Origin of the sequence: Sandaracinobacteroides sayramensis (assembly GCF_022014495.1) — a bacterium.
Classification (GTDB): Bacteria; Pseudomonadota; Alphaproteobacteria; order Sphingomonadales; family Sphingomonadaceae; genus Sandaracinobacteroides; species Sandaracinobacteroides sayramense.
The window spans coordinates 38,039-52,475 of sequence record NZ_JAKLSQ010000014.1; the positions used below are offsets into that span (position 1 = coordinate 38,039).

At 70.0% G+C, this 14,437-nt stretch carries 12 protein-coding genes and 1 other RNA gene; 5 read left to right on the plus strand and 8 right to left on the minus strand.

The genetic code is table 11. The annotated features are described in order from the left end of the window. Positions 1–68: 68 nt before the first annotated feature. Together trpE and L6Q21_RS11785 are read right to left on the minus strand one after the other, a co-directional pair. A complete protein-coding gene (trpE, locus tag L6Q21_RS11780) occupies positions 69–1,583 on the minus strand; it encodes an anthranilate synthase component I (RefSeq protein WP_418895826.1) in 1,515 nt (504 codons plus the stop codon). Positions 1,584–1,587: 4 nt separating this feature from the next. Beyond that, positions 1,588–3,522, minus strand: a complete 1,935-nt coding sequence (locus L6Q21_RS11785; RefSeq protein WP_237830960.1) for a peptidylprolyl isomerase — start codon at positions 3,520–3,522, stop codon at positions 1,588–1,590. Positions 3,523–3,608: 86 nt separating this feature from the next. On the opposite strand from L6Q21_RS11785, the gene L6Q21_RS11790 reads away from it, so the two are divergent. Genes L6Q21_RS11790 through recN form a run of 3 tightly spaced genes read left to right on the plus strand, consistent with a single transcriptional unit; the run spans position 3,609 to position 6,673 of the window. Next, positions 3,609–4,142: a 2'-5' RNA ligase family protein gene (locus L6Q21_RS11790; protein ID WP_237830961.1), complete on the plus strand. Its 534-nt coding sequence runs from the start codon at positions 3,609–3,611 to the stop codon at positions 4,140–4,142. Between the two features lie 11 nt (positions 4,143–4,153). Further along, positions 4,154–4,996 carry an outer membrane protein assembly factor BamD gene (locus tag L6Q21_RS11795; RefSeq protein WP_237830962.1) on the plus strand — a complete coding sequence of 281 codons (843 nt, stop codon included), beginning with the start codon at positions 4,154–4,156 and terminating at the stop codon, positions 4,994–4,996. 33 nt (positions 4,997–5,029) lie between these two features. Next, positions 5,030–6,673, plus strand: a complete 1,644-nt coding sequence (gene recN / locus L6Q21_RS11800) for a DNA repair protein RecN (protein ID WP_237830963.1) — start codon at positions 5,030–5,032, stop codon at positions 6,671–6,673. Positions 6,674–7,154: 481 nt separating this feature from the next. On the opposite strand, the gene L6Q21_RS11805 is transcribed toward recN, so the two are convergent. From L6Q21_RS11805 to L6Q21_RS11830, 6 genes are all read right to left on the minus strand, one after another. Then, positions 7,155–7,472: a YbaB/EbfC family nucleoid-associated protein gene (locus L6Q21_RS11805; RefSeq protein ID WP_237830964.1), complete on the minus strand. Its 318-nt coding sequence runs from the start codon at positions 7,470–7,472 to the stop codon at positions 7,155–7,157. Beyond that, positions 7,469–9,118, minus strand: a complete 1,650-nt coding sequence (locus L6Q21_RS11810; RefSeq protein WP_237830965.1) for a DNA polymerase III subunit gamma/tau — start codon at positions 9,116–9,118, stop codon at positions 7,469–7,471. The genes L6Q21_RS11805 and L6Q21_RS11810 overlap by 4 nt, the downstream gene beginning before the upstream one ends. 311 nt (positions 9,119–9,429) lie before the next feature. Beyond that, an RNA gene (ffs, locus tag L6Q21_RS11815) (signal recognition particle sRNA small type) lies at positions 9,430–9,524 on the minus strand. Positions 9,525–9,550: 26 nt separating this feature from the next. Beyond that, a complete protein-coding gene (locus L6Q21_RS11820; RefSeq protein WP_237830966.1) occupies positions 9,551–10,513 on the minus strand; it encodes a DUF2125 domain-containing protein in 963 nt (320 codons plus the stop codon). Then, positions 10,510–11,211: a lysophospholipid acyltransferase family protein gene (locus tag L6Q21_RS11825; RefSeq protein WP_237830967.1), complete on the minus strand. Its 702-nt coding sequence runs from the start codon at positions 11,209–11,211 to the stop codon at positions 10,510–10,512. The genes L6Q21_RS11820 and L6Q21_RS11825 overlap by 4 nt, the downstream gene beginning before the upstream one ends. After that, entirely contained in the window at positions 11,211–11,810 is a 600-nt protein-coding gene (locus tag L6Q21_RS11830; RefSeq protein WP_237830968.1) for a YdcF family protein, read from the minus strand. The genes L6Q21_RS11825 and L6Q21_RS11830 overlap by 1 nt, the downstream gene beginning before the upstream one ends. Positions 11,811–11,933: 123 nt before the next feature. Between L6Q21_RS11830 and L6Q21_RS11835 the strand changes: the two genes are divergently transcribed. Next, positions 11,934–13,004, plus strand: a complete 1,071-nt coding sequence (locus L6Q21_RS11835) for an FxLYD domain-containing protein (RefSeq protein WP_237830969.1) — start codon at positions 11,934–11,936, stop codon at positions 13,002–13,004. Positions 13,005–13,165: 161 nt separating this feature from the next. Beyond that, complete coding sequence (locus tag L6Q21_RS11840) at positions 13,166–14,398, plus strand: acyl-CoA dehydrogenase family protein (protein WP_237830970.1); 1,233 nt, start codon at positions 13,166–13,168, stop codon at positions 14,396–14,398. The last annotated feature ends 39 nt before the right edge of the window (positions 14,399–14,437 follow it).

A 14,437-nucleotide genomic window follows, 5' to 3' on the forward strand; every position in this document is an offset into this window, starting at 1 on the left:
CCACCGATCAACGGCAAGCCGCACGCTGCCGCACCCTCTCCCCAAAGGGAGAGGGAGTGCTGGTGCCACTACTGGCCGAAGCCGGGTTCGGCGGCGGCGGCCAGCGCCGCGCGGGCGGCGGCCATCAGCGCGCCGGCCTTCGCCTCGCACTCGCGCTGCTCATAGGCGGGCTGGCTGTCGGCGACGATGCCGGCGCCCGCCGTCACATGCATCACCCCATCCTTCACCACGGCGGTGCGCAGCACGATGCAGCTGTCCATGCCGCCGTCCGGGGCGAAATAGCCGATGCCGCCGGCGTAAGGCCCGCGCTTTTCCGCTTCCAGCTCGGCGATGATCTCCATCGCCCGCACTTTGGGCGCGCCGGAAACCGTGCCGGCGGGAAAGCCGGCCAGAATGGCGTCGATCGAATCGCTATCCGCCAGCTGCCGCCCCACCACATTGGAGACGATGTGCATCACATGGCTGTAGCGCTCGACGGTGAAGCGGTCCGTCACCTTCACCGTGCCGGCTTGCGCCACACGGCCGACATCGTTGCGCCCGAGGTCCAGCAGCATCAGATGCTCGGCCAGTTCCTTGGGGTCGGCCAGCAGCCCGGCCTCCAGTTCGGCATCCTCGGCATCCGTCTTCCCGCGCGGCCGGGTGCCGGCGATCGGGCGGATGGTCACCTCGCCGTCGCGCGCCCGCACCAGTATCTCCGGGCTGGAGCCGATCACCGCGAATCCCGGCAGGTCCAGATGGTAGAGGAAGGGCGAAGGATTCACCCGCCGCAAGGAACGGTAAAGCTGGAACGGCGGCAGCGCGAAGGGCAGCTCGAAGCGCTGCGCCAGCACCACCTGGAAGATGTCCCCGGCGCCGATATAGGCCTTGGCGGCCTCGACCATCTCACCATAGCGCTCCGGCCCGACGGCGGAAACCGGCGTGGCCGTCTCCGCCGGCGCCGCAGCCACCAGCCGCGCCGGAAGCGGCCGCTGAAGCCGGGCGGCGGCAGCCTCCAGCCGCTCGTCGGCGGCGGCCAGCGCGGCAGGCGGCTCCAGCCCGCTGTCGGCATAGACGGGGGCGATCAGCGTCAGCGTGTCGGCCAGCCGGTCGAACACCAGCAGCAGCCCCGGCCGCACGAACATCATGTCGGGCACGCCCAGCGGGTCGCGCGCCGGCACCGGCAGCTTCTCCACCAGCCCGGCCGTCTCATAGCCGAAATAGCCGACGAGGAACGGCAGCGCCGGCGGCAGGCCGTCCGGCACCTCCATGCGGATGGAAGCCACCAGTTCGCGCAGCGCCGTCAGGCTCGGCGCCCCGGCCGGCGCAAAAGCCTGCCGGTCGCGGCGCCACTGCCGGTTCACTTCCGCCGCATGGCCCGTCGCGCGGAAGGCCAGATCGGGGTCCAGCCCGATCAGCGAATAGCGCCCGCGCGTCCGCCCGCCTTCCACCGACTCCAGCAGGAAATCGCCCCGGCCTTCCTCGGCCAGCTTCAGCCAGGCGGAAACCGGGGTCTCGGTGTCGGCGTCCAGCAGCAGATGCCGGCAGGCATGGCGGCCGGCCGCCAGCCGAGCCAGCGCCCCGGCCGCATCTTCCGCCCGCGTCACCGGCCTACTCGACGGTGGCGCCGGTCAGCCGCCGGTTCACCGCCTTCACGGCATCCGGCTTGCGCACCACGCCCACGTCGCGCTCGATCGCCCGCACGAAGCTTTCGGCCATTTCATTGCCGGCGTCGCGCACCAGGCTCTGGCGGACGGCGTCCACCAGTTGCACCGCCTCTTCCGGCGCGCCCGGCTTCACATCCTCCACCTTCACCACGAACCAGCCCTGCCCGCCCGGCGCCTGGATCACCCGCGCCTGGCCCTTGGGCGTATTCAGCAGCATCACCACCGGCGGCGGCACCTGCTGGCCCTGCTGCGCCATCTGCGTCAGCTCCAGACGGCGAACCGTCAGTTGCTGCGGCGCGGGCAGGTTCCTGCCGCCGATCGCCTTCTGCAGCGTCTCGCCCTTGCTGGCGGCGGCGGCGATCCGCTCGGCCTCGGCCTTGGCGGCGTCGGAACGGCTCTTCACCGACCAGGCCATCTCCACGTCGCCCCGGATCTTGTCCAGCGGCACCAGCGCCGGCGCCACCACGTCGGTCACTTCCACCAGCGCATAATTGCCGCCCTCGGCTTCCACCACCTGCGGCCCTTCGCCGGGCTCGGTTGCGAACACCTTGGAGAGCAGCGGCTGCATCACCCGCGTCGCGCCATAATTCTCGTCGAACAGCCGCCCGTCGGCGGTTAGCGCCGGAGATGTCTGCACCGCCGCCCCCAGCCCCTTCGCCACATCCGCCAGCGACTGGCCCTCGGCGAACTGGTCCTCGGCCTTGCCGACGGTTTCCGACAGAAGCTCGGCCAGCTTCTCGTCTTCCAGCTTCTTCTCGATGACGTTCTGGACCATGGTGAAGGGCTGCGGCTGCGGCGCCTGGATCTCCCGCACATGCAGCACATGCCAGCCGAAGCCGGACTTCACCGGTTCGGAAACCGCATCGGCGGCAAGGGCGAAGGCCGCCTTCGCCGACTGCGCGTTCACCTGCTGCGCCAACTGGTCCTGCGAAAGCGCGCCAAGGGCCACGTCGCCTTCCTCAAACCCGAGGGCAGCCGCGGCCAGGCCGAAATCCTTGCCGCCGCGCACTTCGGCGACGAACGCCTTGGCCGCCGCTTCGTCCGGCAGCACCACCTGCTGCACGTTGCGCATTTCCAGCCCGCCGAACTCCAGCGGATTGTCGTCATAATATTTGCGCACGGCCTCTGCCGTCGGCTTCGCCTTGTCCCTGAGAGATGCGCCGTTGAACTCCGCGAAGCGGAACGCCCGCCGCTCGGGCAGGGTGTAGGCGGCCTTGTTCTCGGTGTGGAAAGCCTGCAACTGCGCGTCGGTCGCCTTGCCCGGATCGGGCATCGCGGCGGACGGGATCGGCAGGATCACGCCGCTGCGCTGCTCCAGCAGCAGCGCCGCATAAGGCTCGGCCATGGCGCGCGGAACGCTGGTGCCCGCCAGCACGGGTTGCAGCAATTGCCGCCGCATCAGGTCGGTGGCGATCGATTCCCGCAGTTCCTCTTCCGAAATCCGCTGCTCGGCCAGCAGCCGGCGGAAGGTCGGCTCGTCGAACTTGCCGTTCAGCTGGAAGGCGGGGATGCTGGCGATCTCGCCGTCCACCATCCGCCGGGAAATCGCCATGCCGTTGGCCGCGCCGAAGCTGTTCATCGCCTTGCCGGCGATCAGTTGCTGCAACACCATCTCGCCGCCGCCGGCGGCCAGGAATTCCGGGTTGGTCAGCTGCGGCGCCCGCTCCCGTTCGCGCGCGACGGCGCGGTCGACGGCGCCCAGATAATCGGATTCCTGGATCGCCCCCTTGCCGACCGTCGCCAGCACGGCCCCGCTCTGGCCGGAAGTGCTGCCTGGTGTAGAAGGCTGGAACAGCGTGAAGACGAGCGCGCCGAGCGCCAGCGCAAGGATCAGGATACCGACCCAGGAGGAAACCGACTTGCGCAGAATCTGGAGCATTTCTGACCTTTGCGGGCATGAATTCCGGGCCGTGGCCAAGGGGGGAAGGCCCCGCAGCCACGGCAAACGGCGTTCCTGTTAGCGGCATGGCGGGGCTTTGGCCAGCGGGGTGGGAAGCGGCGCGCGCCGAGCCGATGGCGGCGCCCCTCATCCTCACCCTCGCCCTGCCGCCCGCCCTCCAGCGCGCGGCGGACGAGCGGCGGGCCATCGACGCGCCGGAGGCCGCCCGCCACGCCCCCGCCCATATCAGCCTGTTCCGCCACCTGCCCGGCCCCTCGCTCGACACGCTCGCGAACGACCTCCGCGCGCTCGCCCGCGCCACGCCGGCGCCTTCATTCAAACTGGGTTCACCTCTCCGGCGGGAGGGGATGTGGATGGCCCCCGCCCAAAGCCCCGACGCCGACCGTCTGCGCGAAACCCTCGCAAGCCTCTGGCACGGCCTCCTCGCCCCCGGAGACAAGGCGCCGCCACGCCTGCACCTCAGCCTCGCGCGCGCCACCGGCCGCACGGCGGCGCCCCACGCCCTTCCAGCCGGCCCGTGGCGCTCGCCCGCCCTCCTTCTGTGGCGGCATGGCGCGGCCCGATGGTCCCCGCTTGTCGCTTTCGCCTTCCACAGGTAAGACCCGCCTCCATGACATTCCACTCCGCCCGCATCCCGCTCCCGAGCGGTCGCGTCGTCGCATCCGCCCTCCTCGCCACCTCCCTGCTGCTGACGGCGGCCTGCGCGCGCAACCGCAACAAGCCCAAGGCGGATCAGGCCTATATCGCCCGCGACGTGGAGACGCTCTACTCCATCGCCAAGGACACGCTGGAGCAGGGCAACTACCGCCTCGCCGCCGCCATGTTCGACGAGGTGGAGCGCCAGCACCCCTATTCCGTCTGGGCCCGCCGGGCGCAACTGATGTCGGCCTTCAGCTATTACGCCTCGCGGCAATATTCCGAAGCCATCATGACGGCGCAGCGCTTCCTCAGCCTCCACCCCGGCAACAAGGACGCGCCCTACGCCTATTACATCATCGCGCTCAGCTATTACGAGCAGATCGCCGACGTCGCGCGCGACCAGAAGATCACCCAGCAGGCGCTCACCGCGCTGCAGGAGCTGGTGCGCCGCTACCCGGGCACGCCCTATGCGGCGGACGCGCGGCTGAAGATCGACCTGGTGAACGACCATCTGGCCGGCAAGGAGCTGGACATCGGCCGCTTCTACGCCCGCAACCGCCAGTGGATCGCCGCCACCAGCCGCTACCGCATGGTGATCGACCAGTATCAGACGACCAGCCACGTCCCCGAGGCGCTGTTCCGGCTGACGGAAGCCTATCTGGCGCTGGGCCTGCCCGAGGAAGCGAAGCGCAACGCCGCCGTGCTCGGCTCCAACTTCCCCGGCTCCAAATGGTATGAGCGCGCCTACGGCCTGGTGCAGCGGCACGCCCCGAATACGCAGGTGGGCGCCACAACCGCACCAGCCGGCGGCTGACCCGGGCGGCGGGCTTTCGGGGGGAGGCGGCGCTTGCTGGTCCAGCTTTCGATCCGGGATCTGGTCCTCATCGAGCGTGTCGCGCTCGACTTCGGCCCGGGCCTCTCCGTGCTCACCGGCGAGACGGGCGCCGGCAAGTCCATCCTGCTCGACGGCCTCAACCTCGCGCTCGGCGAACGTGCCGACGCCGGGCTGGTGCGCAAGGGCACGCCGCAGGCCAGTGTCACGGCGGAATTCCATGTGCCACAAGACCATCCCGCCCTCGCGCTTCTCGCCGAGCATGACATTCCGCTGGACGAACCCGGCCAGATCACGCTCCGCCGAACGCTGAAGGCGGACGGCGGCAGCCGCGCGCATGTCAACGACACCGCCGTTTCCGCCGGCCTGCTCAGGCAGTTGGGCGGACTGCTGGTGGAAATCCACGGCCAGCACGACGAGCGCGGCCTGCTGAACCCGCGCGGCCATATGGCCCTGCTAGACGCCTATGCCGCCCACCCCGACCTGCTGGCGGAAGTGGCCGGCGCCCACGCCGGCTGGAAGGCCGCCGGCAGCGCCCGCGCCGCCGCCGAAGCCCGGATGGAAGCCGACGCCCGCGACCGCGACTGGCTGGAGCATGCCAGCGCCGAACTGAAGGCGCTGAAACCGCAGCCGGGCGAGGAAGCCGAACTTTCCGAGACCCGCGCCGCCATGCAGAAGGGCGCGAAGCTCGCCGATTCGCTGGACCAGATCGACGGCCTCGTCTCCGGCGGCGAAGGCGCGCTCAGCCAGTTGCGCCAGGCCGCCCGCCGGCTGGAGCGAATCGCCGCCGACGACCATGAACTGCAAGCGGCGCTGGAAGCGGTCGACCGGGCGCTGGTGGAAGGCGACCAGCTCGAATCCAGCCTGGCCTCCGTCCGCAGCCGCTTTCTCGTCTCCCCCGACGCGCTGGAAGCCGCCGAGGCGCGGCTGTTCGAACTGCGCGCCATGGCCCGCAAGCACCGCGTCGAGGTCGAAGCCCTCCCCACGCTGGCCGAAGAGCTCGCCGCCCGGCTGACGGCGCTCGAAAACGCCGGCCACGGCCTGCAGCAATTGCAGGCCGCCGAATCGCGGGCGCTCGCCACATTCGAGGACGCCGCCAGGCGCCTCTCCGCCGCCCGCGCCGCCGCCGCGAAACGCCTCGATTCCGCCGTCGCCGCCGAACTGCCGGCGCTGAAGCTCGAATCCGCCCGCTTCCGCACCCGCCTCACCCCCACCCCGCCGGGCGAAACCGGCGCCGACCAAGTGCAGTTCGAAGTCGCCACCAACGCCGGCAGCGATTTCGGCCCGCTCATCCGCATCGCCTCGGGCGGTGAACTCAGCCGCTTCACCCTTGCCCTCAAGGTAGCGCTCGCCAGCGCCGGCGCCGCCGGCACGTTGATTTTCGATGAAATCGACCGCGGAGTCGGCGGCGCCACCGCCAACGCCATCGGCAACCGCCTCGCCCGCGTCGCCGAAGGCGCGCAGGTGCTGGTCGTCACCCACAGCCCGCAGGTCGCGGCCACCGGCGCCCACCATTTCCGAATCCTGAAGGCCGGCGGCAGCACCAGCGTCGTCCCGCTGGCAAAGGCCGAGCGCACCGACGAAATCGCCCGCATGCTCTCCGGCGCGGAAGTCACCGCCGAGGCGAGGGCGCAGGCGGAACGGCTGCTGGGGGCCTGAGGTTCTGGCCGCCAGGACTTCGCCCCCGCGCCGGATGGTGCGCAAGCAGAAGTTCGAAGGGGCTTTGCCCCTTCACCCCAGCAGGGGCGTGACGCCCCTGCACCCCCGATCCTCAACACCCACCCCCGTCACCCCGGGCTTGACCCGGGGTCCAGCTTTCTTCTTCCAGCGCCGTGGCCGCAGAACAGCTGGACCCCGGGTCAAGCCCGGGGTGACGAGGTTTTCCGCAAGAGAGCACCCATAAGCCCCTCCCCTGTCAGGGGAGGGGTTGGGGTGGGGTGCGAGCGTCCCACACCCACAAGGCGTCCAAGAAGCAAAACCACCCACCCACCAAAACCAGCGCCGCAGGCAATCAAACCCCACCACCAACCCAACCGCCCCAATCCCCCACAACCAAACGAAAGAGGGTGCAGGGAAATCATTTCCCTGCCGGGGTGAAGGGGCAGAGCCCCTTCAAAAAAACCTCAAAGCCTCGAAAACCTCAAAGCTTGAACCCGGGCGGCAGCGGCAACCCGGCCGTCATCTTCTGCATTTCCGCGTTCGCCGCCTGGTCCGCCCGCGCGCGGGTGTCGTTCAGCGCCGCGACCACCAGGTCCTCGGTCATTTCCTTGCTGTCGGCGGTCAGCAGCGAGGGGTCGATGTCGATGGCGATGATCCGCCCCTTGGCCGACGCCCGCACCTTCACCAGCCCGCCGCCGGACATGCCTTCCACTTCGATCCGGTCGAGCCCTTCCTGCGCTTCGGCCAGTTGCGCCTGCACGTTGCTCGCCATTTTCAGGATGTCGTCGATGCTTTTCATGAACCTGCACTCCTCACGGCCAGAAGCGGCGAAGCGCGCGGACGTTCCGGGCGCACGATCTCCGCTCCGGGGAATTCTCTCAGCAGGGCCTGCACCATGGGGTCGTCCAGCGCCCTGCCATATACTTCGGCCTGCTCGCGTTCCATGCGCTGGCGCAGGCTTTCCATGTCCGGGCGCGGCGGGCCGATGTCCACGGCCCAGTCCTCGCCCGTCCAGTCCTTCAGGCAGCGCTTCACATCGGCGGCGAATGTGGCCGGCACCGCCCCCACCTGCCCCAGATAGAGCCGCCCCGGCGCGTCCACCGAGATCGCCACATCGTCGTGCAGCTTCAGGGCCAGCAGCGCCTCGCGATTCTCGAACAGCGCGATGAGGGAGGCCGCATCCACCGGCCCCTTCGCCACGGAAGCGGCCTGCGCCCGGGATGCCGCCGGCGCCGAATCCCGCGCCGCCCTTGGCGCGGCAGCCGGCCCGGCCACCACAGCCCCGCCTTCGATCAGCTTCGCCAGTCTCTCCGGGTCGGGAAGGCCGGCGGCATGCACGCAGCGCAGCACCGCCATTTCCGCCGCCTGCTGCGGCACCGGCGCCTGCGACACCTCCGCATGGCCCTTCAGCAGCAATTGCCACAAGCGGTGCAAGGCCGGGAAAGACAGCGCCTGTGCCCAGCCCAGGATCGCCGCCCGGTCGCCTTCGGGCAGGGCCGGGTCGACGCCGCCCGCCAGCTTCGCCCGGGTCGTCGCATGCGCCATGTCCAGCAGGCCGGCCAGCAGCGCCTGCGGCTCCACGCCCGCGCCATGCGCCGCATCCATCACCGAAAGCGCCGCTTCGGCGTCGGCGTGGAAGATCGCCCCCAGCAGCGCCGCCAGCCGCCCCCGGTCGGCCAGCCCCAGCATGTCGCGCACGGCGTCCGCCAGCACCTCGCCCTGCCCGGCCTGGGCGATCGCCTGATCCAGGATCGAAAGCCCGTCGCGCACGCTGCCCTCGGCCGCCCGCGCGATCAGCGCCAGCGCCTCCGGCTCGGCCGCCACGCCTTCCGCTTCGCTCACCCTGGCGAAATGCGCCGCCAGCAGTTCCACCGGCACCCGCTTCAAGTCGAAGCGCTGGCAGCGGCTGAGGATGGTGGCCGGCACCTTCTGCACTTCCGTCGTCGCGAAGATGAACTTCACATGCGGCGGCGGTTCCTCCAGCGTCTTCAGCAGCGCGTTGAACGCCCCTTTGGACAGCATATGCACTTCGTCGACGATATAGACCTTGTAGCGCGCCGAGACGGGGGCGTAGCGCACCGCCTCGATGATCTCGCGGATGTTGTCGACTCCGGTGTTGGAAGCGGCGTCGATCTCGATCACGTCGATATGCTGGCCGGCGGCGATCGCCGTGCAATTGGCGCATTGGCCGCAGGGCGTCACCGTTGGGCCGCCATGGCCGTCCGGGCCGATGCAGTTCAGCGCCTTGGCGATGATTCGCGCGGTGGAGGTCTTGCCGACGCCGCGCACGCCCGTCAGCAGCCAGGCCTGCGCCAGCCGGTTGCGGGCGATGGCGTTGCCCAGCGTGGTGACGACGGCATCCTGCCCGATCAGCGCATCGAAATCCGCCGGCCGGTATTTCCGGGCCAGCACGCGATAGGGCGCATCTTCGGGGAAGAGACTCATGCCGGGCTTGGTGGCGCTTTGCGGCGCTGCAATCAAGGGGCCCGTCACCGATCTCCGCGGCCGGCCTCCTCCGTCACCCCGGGCTTGACCCGGGGTCCAGCTTTTCCACCCCCGAACGCCCGAGGCGGAAAGCCGGCCGGCAGCAAAGCCGCCGAGTCCGGCCGCGGGAAAGGCAAAAAGACAGAAAAGAAAAAAAGTGAGGCAAAGCCTCGCCCCGTCGGACTGGCGCTGGCCTGATGGGTCCAGCGCTCAGCCGGCCGCACTTTCGCCGAGTCTGGAGGCCAGCGCTGCGCGCTGGCTCCAGCCGGCTTCAGTGGAACCCGAAGCGACCCGCACCGGAATCGTTACGGCTGCTTCCTTCCGGACCTGACCGGGTTGGCGAGCGGCACGCCCACTCCGGGTTCCGGGCGCGCATATGGCGATGCTTTGCCGCTAGCGCAACCTCGGGCAGGCCGGTTCCTGCCCGCGCACCGGCGGCGCCGGCTTCGCCGCGTCGCGCGGCGCCGCCACCAGCCCGCCCGGGAAACGCCCGGAAACGGCGATCGCCTCCGGCTTGCGGCTGCGCTTCTCGGAAACCGGCGGCGCCCCCGCGATCGCCGCGCGCACATTCGCCGGGCAGACAGTCTCCACCTGCCCCTCCAGCCAAAGCGCGCCGGCGCCATCGGGCTTCAGCGTCGCCGTCATCCGCGCCACCTCGCCGGTTTCGTCCGCCAGCGTCACCGACCGCAAGGCCACCGCCCCGCCGGAAGCCGCCCAGCCGGCATAGCTGCGAATCGCCGCCGCGGCCGAAAGCTCCGCCTGCAATTCCACGCCCAGCGGCTGCCCCTCGCCGAATCGCACCTTCTCGCCCGAAATCACCAGTTGCGCCTCGGTCGGCAGCGCCCCGCCTTCGGCCTTTGCCGGCGTCTCGCGCAGATGCACCTCCAGATGCCCGGCCTCCACGCCCACCGGCAACAGCCCGGTCACGATTCGCGGCGCCTCCCACACCATCGAAAGCCGGCCGATATGCCCGTCCTTCAAGGTCAGCGAAGCCTGCGCCTCAGCCGCCGTCACCTCGGCCTCAGCGCCCAGCAAGGTCGAAAGGGCCACCCGCACCTGCGAATCCTTCAGGCCGATCACCTGCCGGTCGGCCTGCCAGGGCACGCGGTTCACCCTCAGTTCCGCCGCCTTCACCGATCCGGAAAGCGCCGCATCCGCGAGCTTCGCCTCGAAATCGGGAAAGCGCGCCTCCAGCCGATAGGGAAAGCCGCCCACATCGATCCGCACATCGTCCGGCAGCGCCTTCTCCAGGTCGCGGCGGAAGCCTTCGGCGAAGCCGTGCCAGAACCAGGCCCAGGCGATCACCCCGATCAGCAGCGGCAGCAGCGTCGCCCAAAGCGGAATCCGCCGGCTCAAGCCCGCACCTCGGCCGTCAGCGGGTCGCGGTTGATCGCCGCGTGCACCCGTGCCTCCAGCTCCTCGCGCGGCAGGCCGGCGGGGATGTCGGGTAGGAAGCTCACCGTCACCACGCCGGGCGTCTTCGAAAAACCCCTCGTCCAGCACAGCCCGGCGTTCAGCGTCACCGGCACCACCGGCACCTTCAGCCCGGCGTAGAGGCCGAACAGCCCCGCCTTCAGCGGCGGCGCGCTTCCGACCGGCACGCGCGTGCCTTCCGGGAAGATGAACACCGGCCGCCCCGCCGCTGCCCGCGCCTTCGCCTGCCGCAGCATGGACTTCAGCGCGGAACCGGCCTTCCCCCGCTCCACGAAGATGCTGCCGTGCCGCGCCGCCAGATAGCCCCAGAAGGGAATCTTCCGCAGCTCCGCCTTCATGATCACGCCGGGGTGGTGGAACAGATACAGCGTCAGGATCGCCTCATAGTAGGACTGGTGCTTGGCGGCGACGATCACCCCCTCCTGCGGAATGCGCCCGCGCACCTCCAGCCGGATTCCCAGCAGCTTGTCGGCGCACCAGACGAACCAGCCGGCCCACATCTGCGCGCCGCGCCGCACCAGTTCCTCGGAAAAGGGGGAGATCAGCGCCATCATCAGGATCAGCGGCACCGATCCGCCGATGAAGAAGAGGTTGAACAACAAGGAGCGCAGCACCCCCATCAGGCCGGCCTCACCCGCAGCATCAGCCAGGCGGCCTGGAATTTCGCATATTCCATCAGCATCGCGCCCAGCGGCAGGCCGGCGCTCACCCCGTCCGCCACCACCCGCACATCGGCCGGCAGCCGCGCCTCCAACTCGGCCATGGCGCGCGGCATATGGTAGCCCGCCGTCACCAGCCTCAGCGAGCCGATCTTCCGCTTCGCCACCCAGCCGGCCACCTCCTCGGCGTTGGAGCGGGTGCTGTCGGCCTCGAACCCCAGGTCCACGCAGCAGGCGAACAGCCCGGGCGACAGGCCGGAGGCGGCGCGAAACTCCTGCGGCGTCACGGCCGGGTCGACGCCCGACACCAGCAGCCGTTCGGCGAGCCCGGCCTCCAGCACGGCGGCGCCCCGCGCCACGCGCTTCGGCCCGCCGGTCAGAACCACCACCCCGTCCGTCATCGTCCCCTCGGCCGCCGGGCCGGGCTGCGCCAGCACGAACAGCACGAAACCGCCCACCCACAGGATCAGGGCAAGCGCCACCGCCCGGGCCAGCCAGCCAAGGAAACCCACCCCTTTCACGGGGCCCGACTTGCGCGACCGTCTTTTCGCCTGTGCCATTGCCTCTGCGGCATACCGGCGGCCGGCGAAAATGGAAGGCCCCTTGCAAAGCCCGGCCCGCAAATCCGGCCCGAAGCGTGACACTCTTGTGTCCGGCCGCTCACCTGTGGGAAAGGCATTGCCATGCAGCTCTCCTGCCCCACATGCGGGGCGCGTTACCGCATCGATGCCAGCAACTGGCCCACCGAGCCGGGCGCCGAACCCGGCCCCGGGGGCGGGCCGGTCTACCGCGCGCGCCGCGCGCGCTGCAAGGTCTGCCGCACGGTCTGGAACGCGATCCCCGAAGAGGAACTGCTGGAGCTGGACGACCCGCTCCCGCCGGAGGAGGAGCCGCGCCTCGGCGACGCCGCCTGGGCGAGCCTCGGCGGCTGGCCCGATCCGAAGCCGCTGGCGCCGCCGCCGGCTCCCGATTTCACGCCGCCGCTCAGCCAGCCGCCGCCGGTGTTCACGCCGCCCGGCTTCACTCCGCCGAGAGACCCTTCGGCTCCGCTCTACGCCCCGCCCTCCCGGCCGGCCATCCATTTCGAATCGCCGCCGGTGCCGATTCCCGCGTCCGCCGAAATGCGCGCCACCGTCCGCGCCCGCCTGCCCGGCCCCGCCGCGCTCGCCGGCCAGGAAGAAGAAGAGGAAATCGCCGACGACGGCCCGCCGCCCCCGCCGCCCGACGAGCAATTGTGGGAGGAGGAGGAAGAGGAATCCACTCCGCGCAAGATCTGGCTCTATGCGCTGACCATCCTCGTGCTGGCCGCGACCCTCGCCTATGTGGCGCTGGCAACGGGCCGCTTCCGCCCGGAAGACCATGGGCTTCCCCCCGTGCGCGTGCCGCAGATCGACCTTTCGAACCTTCAGCTTCCGACGATCGGGATTCCCGCCCTCAGCCTGCCGCGCACCGCGCCGCCGCCGCTCGCCATCGAGGCCGACGCGGTGAAGCGCAAGCTGCCCGACGACCGGATCGTCTGGGAAGTCGAAGGGGTGATCAGCAACCCCACGAAGAGCCGGCTGCCGGTGCCGCCGGTGGAGGTGCTGCTGCTCGATTCCGCCGGCCGGGTCGTCGGCCGCTGGACGGTCCGGCCCGAGATCCGCAACCTCGCGCCCGGCGGCGAGGCCCGCTTCGAGACCAGCACCATAGACCCGCCCGCCAGCGCCGAGCGGCTGCGCCTGCAACTGAAGCCGGCGGAACTCGGCCGGCTGTAAGAAAGCCCCTCCCCTTACACGGAGGGATTGGGGTGGGGGCGTCCCGCAAGCACCAACCCGAAAAACAAGCCGCAAGGCTGCCCAAACCGCTGGTTGCGGCAAGGCGAATCCGGGCCCAAGGATCGCCGCGCACCAATCATGATGGAAACCGGGAGACCCTTATGGACTTCGACTACACCCCCCGAATGAAGGAAATGCAGGAACGTGTCCGCGCCTTCATGGACGAGCATGTCTACCCCAACGAAGCCCGCTACGAGGACGAGGTTTCGAAGGGCGAGCGCTGGAAGGTGATCGAGGTCATCGAGGAGCTGAAGCCCAAGGCGCGCGCGGCCGGCCTCTGGAACATGTTCGTTCCCAAGAGCCATGGCGGCAAGCCCGTCCACCCTTATGAATTCGAAGGCACGCAGCTCAGCAACCTCGAATATGCGCCGCTGGCCGAGGAGATGGGCCGCGTCGGCTGGGCGAGCGAAGTCTTCAACTGCTCCGCGCCCGACACCGGCAACATGGAAGTGCTCGCCCGCTACGGCACGAAGGAGCAGCAGGAGCAGTGGCTGGTGCCGCTGTCGAAGGGCGAGATCCGCTCCGCCTTCCTGATGACCGAGCCGGCCGTCGCTTCGTCGGACGCGACCAACATCGAAACCTCCATCCGCCGCGAGGGCGACGAATATGTGGTGAACGGCCGCAAATGGTGGTCGTCGGGCGTCGGCGACCCGCGCTGCAAGGTGGCGATCGTGATGGGCAAGACCGACACATCGGCCGCCAAGCATCTGCAACAGTCGCAGATTCTGGTGCCGATGGACGCGCCCGGCATCACCAGGCTCCGCCCGCTGCACGTCTTCGGCTACGACGACGCGCCGCACGGCCATTATGAAGTGCTGCTGGAAAATGTCCGCGTGCCGGCCGGCAACATCCTGCTGGGCGAGGGCCGGGGCTTCGAGATCGCGCAAGGCCGCCTCGGGCCGGGCCGAATCCACCACTGCATGCGCTCCATCGGCGCCGCCGAGCGGGCGCTGGAAAAGATGGTGAAGCGGCTGAAGTCCCGCGTCGCCTTCGGCAAGCCGGTGTCCGAGCAGGGCGTCTGGCACGAGCGGATCGCCAACGCCCGGATCGAGATCGAGCAGGCCCGCCTCCTCTGCCTGAAGGCGGCGCACACGATGGACACGGTCGGCAACAAGGACGCGAAGGCGCTGATCGCCATGATCAAGGTGGTGGCGCCCAATGTCTCGACGAAGGTTCTGGATATGGCGATCCAGGCGCATGGCGGCGGCGGCGTCTGCCAGGATTATGGCCTCGCCTCCAGCTACGCCGGCCAGCGCACGCTGCGTCTGGCCGACGGCCCGGACGAGGTGCATCGGGTGACGATCGCGAAGGAAGAGTTGAAGAGGTACAACTGAAGGCGGCCGCGATCAGCGCGCAGCGCTGACTCGCGGACT

Bases quoted from the DNA above. Each gene is read 5' to 3' on its own strand.
- L6Q21_RS11790 (WP_237830961.1), top strand. From the start codon at position 3,609: ATGGCGGGGCTTTGGCCAGCGGGGTGGGAAGCGGCGCGCGCCGAGCCG.
- L6Q21_RS11810 (WP_237830965.1), bottom strand. From the start codon at position 9,118: ATGAGTCTCTTCCCCGAAGATGCGCCCTATCGCGTGCTGGCCCGGAAA.
- L6Q21_RS11785 (WP_237830960.1), bottom strand. From the start codon at position 3,522: ATGCTCCAGATTCTGCGCAAGTCGGTTTCCTCCTGGGTCGGTATCCTG.
- L6Q21_RS11830 (WP_237830968.1), bottom strand. From the start codon at position 11,810: ATGGCACAGGCGAAAAGACGGTCGCGCAAGTCGGGCCCCGTGAAAGGG.
- L6Q21_RS11795 (WP_237830962.1), top strand. From the start codon at position 4,154: ATGACATTCCACTCCGCCCGCATCCCGCTCCCGAGCGGTCGCGTCGTC.
- L6Q21_RS11805 (WP_237830964.1), bottom strand. From the start codon at position 7,472: ATGAAAAGCATCGACGACATCCTGAAAATGGCGAGCAACGTGCAGGCG.
- L6Q21_RS11835 (WP_237830969.1), top strand. From the start codon at position 11,934: ATGCAGCTCTCCTGCCCCACATGCGGGGCGCGTTACCGCATCGATGCC.
- L6Q21_RS11825 (WP_237830967.1), bottom strand. From the start codon at position 11,211: ATGGGGGTGCTGCGCTCCTTGTTGTTCAACCTCTTCTTCATCGGCGGA.
- L6Q21_RS11840 (WP_237830970.1), top strand. From the start codon at position 13,166: ATGGACTTCGACTACACCCCCCGAATGAAGGAAATGCAGGAACGTGTC.